General features: G+C 59.4%; 4 protein-coding genes and 1 pseudogene. All 5 read left to right on the top strand.

Annotated features, from left to right (window positions below; all coding sequences use genetic code 11):
• Positions 1-78: 78 nt before the first annotated feature.
• Positions 79-594 (top strand): annotated as a pseudogene (locus tag AC0L3A_RS39115) (transposase); the annotation flags it as partial.
• 214 nt (positions 595-808) lie between these two features.
• Complete coding sequence (locus AC0L3A_RS39110; protein WP_473256413.1) at positions 809-2,131, top strand: hypothetical protein; 1,323 nt, start codon at positions 809-811, stop codon at positions 2,129-2,131.
• A gap of 1,094 nt (positions 2,132-3,225) precedes the next feature.
• The gene (locus AC0L3A_RS39105) at positions 3,226-5,652 is read left to right on the top strand and encodes an Ig-like domain-containing protein (RefSeq protein ID WP_473256412.1); all 2,427 of its coding nucleotides are present in this window, start codon (positions 3,226-3,228) and stop codon (positions 5,650-5,652) included.
• A gap of 321 nt (positions 5,653-5,973) precedes the next feature.
• Entirely contained in the window at positions 5,974-7,677 is a 1,704-nt protein-coding gene (locus AC0L3A_RS39100; protein WP_473256411.1) for a type I secretion system permease/ATPase, read from the top strand.
• Positions 7,674-8,987: an HlyD family type I secretion periplasmic adaptor subunit gene (locus AC0L3A_RS39095; protein ID WP_085395820.1), complete on the top strand. Its 1,314-nt coding sequence runs from the start codon at positions 7,674-7,676 to the stop codon at positions 8,985-8,987. Before AC0L3A_RS39100 ends, AC0L3A_RS39095 begins: the two co-directional genes overlap by 4 nt.
• The last annotated feature ends 163 nt before the right edge of the window (positions 8,988-9,150 follow it).

Genomic DNA, 9,150 nt, shown 5'->3' with positions numbered 1-9,150 from the left:
ACCTTAAGGCTAGCCTTAAAGCTAGATCCTCGTCGGATACCTGCAACTCAACAAGGCGGCCCACCCCGGAGGAATACGGATAAGCCGCCCCCGCAAGGGTTCGCACGCTGCACCGGCCCTCTGCTGGCCGAGGCGCTGGGCGATGTTGACGTCCAGTATGTCTGGCGGTTCCTGCGCATCAACAAGATTGAACTCGTGGCTCGCAAGTCCTGGTGCGAGAGCAACGACCCGAACTTTACGACCAAAGCCGCCGAGGAACAGCGTCACCGCGGCCTTTCCGGGCCGAAAGCTTCACGTCATCCTCGACAATCTCGACACCCACAACAAAAATGAGCACTGGCTCAAGGCCCACCCCAACGTGCGATTTCATTTCACGCCGACAAGCGCGTCCTGGCTCAATCAGGTCGAGGTCTGGTTCTCGATCTTGCAGGGGCAGTCACTAAGCGGCACCTCCTTCACAAGCCTCAAGCAGCTTCAGGAACACATCGATGCCTACGCAACGCTTATAATGACAAAGCTGAGCCGTTTGTCAGGACCAAGAAAAAAGTCCGTCAACGCAGTTCTTGCTCATGTTCTTGCTCGGTAGCGGTTTGATGTTCGACCACAAGAACGGGGTCACTTCCGTTCCCTCCGCCGCGCAAGACACTCATCCGACCTGTCAAGATCTTTGCTTCCCCGACGTATGCAAATGGCATTCTAGTTTCATTCGATAAGTTGACGCAGACAGAAAGCCCGGGAGGCGGGGTGAGGGCGCGCTCGCGCAAATCTAGCTTTGCAAAACATACGTAGATGGAGAAATGAGCGGCAAATGCGTGCATTGTGCGATGCCTCGACCGGGCCGTCCGGAATGGCGATGCAGATGTCAATTCAATCAAAGCGCTGCCTTGTCAGCGTTCCTAACCGGGCCCGATACGTGCATGATACCAGCTTAGAAACGTTGGGGAGACAGGAAATGGGACTTCTCGGTGGTTTACGTGCATACTATACCGAATTCGGATTTGGCGCTGTGGCGAGCGTTGCGAGGTTTCGCCTGACAGGGCATCCGAAGCGCGTTCGCGTGCAAACGAATAGCGTTGCGCTTGGCCGGGACCAAAGGCCCGCGATGCTGCCCTACTGCTCAAATTCGTTCGCTCGGCCTTGGTTCGGGGCTAAGCTGGTCCTGATGTTCGCCCCACTGGTGATCATTCTCGCCACCGCGGCGACGCCGTTGCCGAAGGACGCTCCATGCCTGCCGCGTCATTCGTCCTCGGCCTCGCAGTGCGTGCCGTCAAACGACGCCAAGATCGCCATTCCGAAAATCGGGCGATGTCAGATCGGGTATACGTCGTCGGGCCACTACTGCACGGACCAGACGGTCACGGCAGCTGGTATAGCTACCATCCAAGGCACGGGCAGCATCGCTTTGACCGTCGGGGCAGCGAACCGCAATGGCAGCGCGACCGGCGCAGCAACCGTCAACTATGCTGCGCAAAGCACGTCTGTTGGCGCCATCCCACTCACCTTCAATGATCCGATGTTCACAGGGCTGACGGAACGGACCAGCCAGCTTTGGCTGAGCAAGGGGCAGAACCTTTCGCGTACCTCCATTAAGGAGCATGTATCTGAACCGGCGAGCATTGGGATGAGCGGCGACAACATTGTTGACTATTGCCGCGTCGATTCGCGGGAAGGTTTTCGCGTTGGTGGTTCTGGTACATTCACCATCAGCAATTGCTACATCGAGACACAGGGCATATCCGGGGATCATGCCGATGGCTTGCAAGCCTATTCGCCGGGAAATCGCGGCACTCTGAAAATAAGAAACACGACATTCCATGGCCACAATCATGATGCGACCGCTGGTATCTTCATCGCAGATAACTGGACCGGTACGATCGATTTGCAGGATGTGGTTTTCATCGGTGGTCCCTTTGGCCTGCGCGTACATCCCGACGTTGGCGGCGATAACCAGGTTTACCTGAAGAACGTGTACTTCGTCGGTCCATTCCAATTCGGCGCGCTACTGCTGAGTGATGCTGGCGGACATGTGAACCACATCAAGCTCTGGGACAATGTGCGGAACGCCACGATCGTCAATGGCGTGCTTGTACCGGGATCGTTGATCGCCTCTCCGAAGCCGGTTGGACGGTAACGACCGAGGTTGACCTGCTGCCCAAAAGCCGGCCCCGATCCTTCAGGTGGAAATAATAACCGGTGGAGCGCCTCAACAGATTTGTCTGACGGCAGATAATCCTCGACGGTATGCGTCCGCCAAAGCCGCCTCCCGAAAGAAGCGCGGCATTGAGAATTGTCCTTGTGGAAAGTGATAGGCGCAGTGCCAAGTAGAGCGGCTGAAGTAGTGGAAATGGGTCGGCGGCGACGTTGGTCTGAATTGCGCCCCGAGCTGACGGGTGCGCCGCGCAACAAGTGGGCCACGTGCCGGCGATGTGATGCCAGAATTGAGGGGGACGCCTGGTCAGTAGTCGGGCCGATCAGCAGCGGGGGGATCGAAACTCGAGTTTGCGGCCGGGGTTCGGATGCGGATCATGGGCGCGGTTGACACCGCAACGCTGGAGACCTGCGGTCGCGGTGATATGCATTCACTCGACCTCGCCGGCCGCAGGGCCGCAAGAGTTGCATTCGTGGTTTTGCTGGACGGCCCAAAAGGCAAGACAGGTCGGCCGGATGTGGTGCCCGGCGCGCAAGAGCTCGGTTGATCGGGGCGCCGATCCCGCCCAGGTCCCAACGCACGCAAAAGATTGTTGCCCTGCCGGCGGCGGCGTTCGGCGAGGTGATTACCGGCAATTTTCGCTTGGTTCATCGATTATGCTTCTGGCGATGAGATTGTCGTCGCAATATTTTAATTTGTTTGTCGAGCGGCAGATTGTCGATTCAAATGGCGAAGACGCTCTTGTCAACTCAATCATCTCGCGACTGGAGGGCTCGGGCGGTCGAGTATTCCTAGGTATAGGTTGATGTTAATGGCTTAGCTCCTGAACGCCGAGCTAATACTTGAGTTAATTAAAGAATCTCGGACGTATTGAATTCGTGGGTGGTGAGATTTTGGCTCGGTTACCTGGGAATTACCTTGGGTGGGCCCTCGTGTCGTCCCAAAAAAGCCTCCACCCATCGACCAAGACGAACCCCACGGCGCTGCATTAGCAGAGTCGCACAGCATCGCCGCTCGGGGGTTAAATTGGGCGCGTGCCAGGGACAAACCAATCAAAGCGATCAGGAGAAAACTAAATGGCAACCATTCCGATGAGCTGGAATGACCCGATGTTTAGCGGGGTTACTACTTCTAATTCGGTCTCCGTTCCAAATGGCGGGACGGTTTCGAATAAGAGTATTACCGACACCGGCAACACTGCGTCGGTCGTCGGCACTGGCTCGTTCAGCATGGACGATGTCCGTATCAATTCGGAAGAAGGGGTCCGCATCGGCGGCAGCGGCACTGTAAACATCAACAATTCGTACATTGAAACGACGGGCATAGGGTCCGATCATGCCGATGGTATTCAGGCCTATGCTCCCGGCGGCACCGGCGATGTGACCATCACAAACTCCGCAATCGTGTCCCACAACACTGCCGCAACGGCCGGGATGTTCGTTGCAGACAACTATAGTGGGACGTTCACTTTCGATAATGTGATGTTCGAAGGTGGTCCGTATGGTCTGCGCTTTGCCTCGGATGGGCCAGGCGATATTAACGTCGCCATGAAAGACGTGTATTTTGTCGGGCCATTTGAGTACGGCCCGCTTCTATTTCAGCAAACCGGTGCGAAAATACACATCACAGAGTGGGATAATGTACGCTACGCGACGATCGTGAATGGTCAACTCGTCCCGGGTGATCTCATCGCGCCCCCTTTACCGGTCGAAGGGTCGACTGCGCCCACCGCACCGACGACGCCGACCGCACCGGGTGCGCCGACTATCGCGTCGTTCTCGACCGATAGCGGCACCGCAGGCGACAAGATCACCAACGACAATACCATCGAGCTCAAGGGTGCGGCTGCTGCCGGCAGCACGGTCAAGGTCTACGACGGCACAACCCAAATCGGCTCGACGACTGCGGATTCAAGCGGCAATTGGGACTACATCACAAAGGTCCTGACTGACGCCAAGCATACGTTAGCCGCAACTGCGACCAACTCGTCGGGACAGACCAGCGCTTCATCGTCTGCGCTGGCAGTCACTGTCGACACCAAAGCGCCGACCGTGCCGACAATTGTCAGCCATACGGTGAACAGCGCCAATCAGGCGGTGATGTCGGGCAATGCCGAAGCGAGCAGCGTCGTAAAGGTGTTCGACGGCACGACCCAGATCGGGACCGCGACGACCAACAGCAGCGGCGTGTGGGCCTATACCACCGCCGCCCTTGCGGCCGGTTCGCACAGCCTCTCCGCGAAGGCAATGGACGTGGCGGGTAATACCAGTGTGGCGTCCACAGTGTTTACGGCCAGCACCGGTACCGCGACATCCCCCAGCACACCGACGTCCCCCACCACGCCGACGTCGCCAACTGCTGGCACGGTGATCGAGTCGGCCGGTGCAACACGTCTCGTGGAGAGTGGTGACAAATACTACCTCAACACGAGCACCGGGACGGGTCCGACCCTGAAGTCTCATGGCGTTGATTTTGTCGACGGGTCAGATGGCACCTGGGCGCCGATTGGTGCGGAGAAGACGGCCACGGGCTATGAGGTTGTCTGGAAAGAGTCGAGCACCGGTCAGTACACGGCGTGGAACACCGACAGCAACGGTAACTACGTCTCCCATGTCAGCAGCCTGACCGGCTCCACGTCGGGCGGCTCGGTGTCGGGTACGAACTCGGGCCTTAAGTCGCTCGAGACGACCTTCCACCAGGATCTGAACGGTGACGGGCAGATCGGTGCCAGCAGTTCGACCACACCAACCACGCCGACGTCGCCAACGCCAACCACTGGGGCGGTCATCGAGTCGGCTGGTGCAACACGTCTCGTTGAGAGTAGCGACAAATACTACCTCAACAGCAGCACCGGGACGGGCCCGTCGCTGAAGTCTCACGGCGTGGATTTTGTCGAGGGGTCAGATGGCACCTGGGCACCGATTGGTGCGGAGAAGACGGCTACGGGCTATCAGGTCGTCTGGAAAGAGGCGAGCACGGGTCAGTACACGGCGTGGAACACCGATAGCAACGGCAACTACGTCTCCCATGTCAGCAGCCTGACCGGCTCCACGTCCGACGGCTCCGTGTCGGGTACGAACTCTGGGCTCAAATCGCTCGAGACCAGCTTTCACCAGGATCTCAATGGTGACGGGCAAATCGGTGCTTCCAGCGCAACTACGTCGTCCACGAGCACCAGTCAGGTCGTTGCTACTTCGAGCTCGACAGGCAGCAACATACAGACCAGCACTTCAGGAAATGACGCCTTCGTTGGCACCACCAAGGCCGACACGTTCTCGTTTGCTGCGAATTTCGGCAACGATGTCATCAAGGACTTCACTGCCAGCGGACCTGCTCACGACACGATCCAGTTCAGCAAGAGCGTGTTCGACAGCTTTGCGAGTGTTCTTTCCCATGCGACCCAATCGGGTCAGGACGTCGTCATCGCGACGGGGGGCGACACGCTCACGCTGAAAAACACCAAGCTGGATGCGTTGGCCAGTCACGACTTCCACTTCGCGTAGGGACGGCGTAACCACAAAGAGTAGTACTCAACAACGGCCTCGGGGGATCTCTTGGGGGATCCTCCGACAAGGCATTCAAGGGCGGCTGCCATGATGGACTTTAGACGGTGGGGGGTGATCCCCCCACCTGCGAATCTTTTTCGCATTCGACTTCTGCACATATCGGGACTATGGGCTGGCGGAGCACAGTCGGCGGATGCCGCCGAACCGCGGACGCCGCGACTGATTGGCTGGGCAAGGCGCTGGGTTGACGCCCTGCGGCAGCGGATCTTCGTCGCTCGCCTTCGACCGGCGGAGAACTATGAGGAGCCACAGTCAGAGATGTCGGCATTCCTGCGGTCTTGCCGCAGGATATTCTGGGCGCTCGCGGCTTTCAGCGGGATGAGCAATCTCCTCATGCTCACCGGCTCGTTCTTCATGCTGCAAGTCTATGACCGGGTGCTGCCCGGGCGCAGCATACCGACGCTGATCGCCTTGATGGTTCTGGCCACGGTTCTTTACCTGTTCCAGGGTGGGCTCGACCTCGTCAGGAGCAGGATCAGCGCCCGGGTCGGCCGATATTTCGATGAAAAGCTCAGCTTTCGCATATTCGACGCACTTGTTCGCCTGCCTTTGAAGACCAGAGCCGACGGCGACGGCTTGCAGCCGGTGCGGGACCTTGATCAGGTCCGCAGCTTCCTGTCGAGCGGAGGGCCGACGGCGCTCTTCGATCTGCCCTGGATGCCGATCTACCTCGGCGTCTGCTTTCTCTTTCACTTCTGGATTGGCGTCACTGCGCTGGCCGGCGCGCTGGTGCTGGTCGGCATTACGATGCTCACGGAAACGCGCACCCGAGGGCCGGCAAAGGCGACCTCGCGTCTCGCCGTCTCGCGAACCGCACTGGCGCTCGAGGGGCGGCGAAATGCCGAAGTCCTGCAGGCCATGGGCATGCGGCAACAGGCGACCTTACGCTGGCAGGATGTCAACGTGAAGTACCTCGCGGCCCATGAGCGGGCCAGCGATGTCGCAAACGGACTCGGTGGCGCATCCAAGATTTTCCGGGCGATCTTGCAATCGCTGGTTCTTGCCGTTGGCGCCGTCCTCGTTATCAACCAGGAATCGACGGCCGGCATCATCATTGCCGGATCGATCCTCACCGCGCGGGCCCTTGCGCCCGTTGAACTGGCCATTGCGAACTGGAAAGGGTTCGTCGCCGCGCGGCAATCGGGGCAACGAGTCGATCGCCTGCTGAAGCTTCTGCCTGAGGAGGAGGAGCGGTTGGCATTGCCTCCGCCTGTTGAAACCCTCACCGTCGAGCAGCTCTATATTGGAGCCCCAAATTCGGAGAGGCCCACCGTCAGTGAAGTGTCGTTCCAACTGCGGAGCGGGCAGGCGGTTGGAATCATTGGTCCGAGCGGATCCGGCAAATCGACGTTGGCACGTGCGCTGGTCGGGGTCTGGCCGTCCATTCGAGGCAGGATCCGGCTCGACAAGGCCGCGCTCGATCATTGGTCTTCGGACGCCCTCGGCAAGCACATCGGTTATCTGCCTCAGGACGTCGAATTGTTCGATGGCAGTATTGCGATGAACATTGCACGTTTCGACCCGCAGGCAACGGCCGCCGCAGTTCTGGAAGCCTCGCATGCCGCGGGCGCGCACGACCTCATCCTCTCCCTTTCGGACGGCTACAGCACGAAGATCGGCGAGGGAGGGTTAGCGCTGTCGGCGGGGCAGCGGCAGCGTATCGGGCTTGCGCGAGCCTTTTACGGCAAGCCATTCCTGGTCGTGCTTGATGAGCCCTCTTCCAATCTTGACGCCGAGGGCGAGGAAGCCTTAACCGAGGCGATCCTGAACGTACGCCGCCGTGGTGGGATTGTTGCGGTTATCGCGCATCGTCCGAAGGCGCTGGAGGGCGTGGACCATGTCCTGTGCCTCGGGGAAGGCAGAGTTCAGTCCTTCGGCAAGAGAGAGGAGGTTCTCAACAGAGTGTTGCGAAATCCCGTAGCGCTCAAGGTCGTCGCGGAAGCTCAAGGAGGCAGCCGATGAACGGCCAGGTGGCTCCTGCAATGCAATCCATCCAGCGTTACATGATCGTCGGTATGATCATGTTCGGTCTGGTCACCTTCGGGATCGGCGGTTGGGCGACAACGACCCAATTGTCGGGCGCGGTGATCGCCCAAGGCGTGGTCGTGGTGGATTCAAGCGTCAAGAAAGTTCAGCATTCCACCGGTGGGATCGTGGGAGAGCTGCGCGTGCGGCAGGGCGACCGTGTCAATGCAGGGGATATTTTGATCCGCCTCGACGAGACCCAGACGCTCGCGAATGCGACGATCGTCACCAACAGCCTCGATGAGCTGTTCGCGCGGCAGGCTCGTCTCGAGACTGAGCGCGACGGTGCCGAGCAGGTCATGTTCCCCAAGGTGCTGCTCGACCGGGCCAAGGAGAGCAACTCCGAGGCGAGCCGTGCAATCATCGCGGAGCGAAAGCTGTTCGACCTGCGTCGTCAGGCGAGGAGCGGCCAAAAAGCGCAGTTGCAGGAGAAGAGCGCGCAGCTGGAAAACGAGATCAAGGGCCTTACGGGGCAAACCGAGGCCAAGCAGAAGGAAGTCGAATTTATCCGGCAGGAGCTGGAGGGCGTGCGCAGTCTCTGGCAAAAAAATCTGGTGCCGATCACGCGGCTTAATTCCCTGGAGCGCGATTCCGCGCGCCTCGAAGGCGAGCGCAGCCAGTTGGCAGGAATGATCGCTCAGTCGAGGGGCAAGATCGCCGAAATCGGACTCCAGATCATTCAGATCGACCAGGACCTGCGGACGGAAGTCGGCAAGGATCTGATCGAAACGCGCTCGAAACTCTCCGAGCTGGGCGAACGCAAAACTGCGGCGGTCGACCAACTGAACCGGGTCGATATCAGGGCACCGCAATCCGGCCGCGTCCACGAGCTGAGCGTCCACACGGTTGGAGGTGTGATCTCTCCCGGCGAGCAGATCATGCTGATCGTGCCTGATGCGGATTCGCTTGCGGTTGAGGTCAAGATCGCACCGCGCGATATCGACCAGGTCTATGTGGGGCAGACCGCGACAATGCGCTTCGCGGCGTTCAACCAGAAGACCACGCCCGAAATCGACGCAGAGGTCAGCATGGTCTCGGCAGACATCACCCAGGATCAACGTGCCGGAACCAGTTACTACACGGGTCGCGTTCTGCTGAAGCCGGAAGAGCTCGCGAAACTCGGGTCGGCCAAGCTGTTGCCCGGCATGCCAGTCGAGGTCTTCATCAAGACGCCGGGTCGAACCGCGCTATCCTACCTTCTCAAGCCGCTGCAGGATCAGGCGGAGCGAGCATTCAAGGAGCGTTGATCTTGCAGATTGGCTGGCAGCACAGGGCGGAGCATGCGAAAAGCGCGCTCCGGTCGGATGAACGTCGCGCGCTGTAGCCTGCAGCGCGGTCCCACCTTCCATTGAAGGCGCCGAGCGAGGAATGATCGATCTCTGATTGGAGATCGGCTTGTGTCTAAGTTTG

The organism is Bradyrhizobium sp. MI1.3, assembly GCF_055811695.1.
Note: the sequence above shows the minus strand (reverse complement) of the source record. Positions and strands in the feature narration are given on the sequence as shown.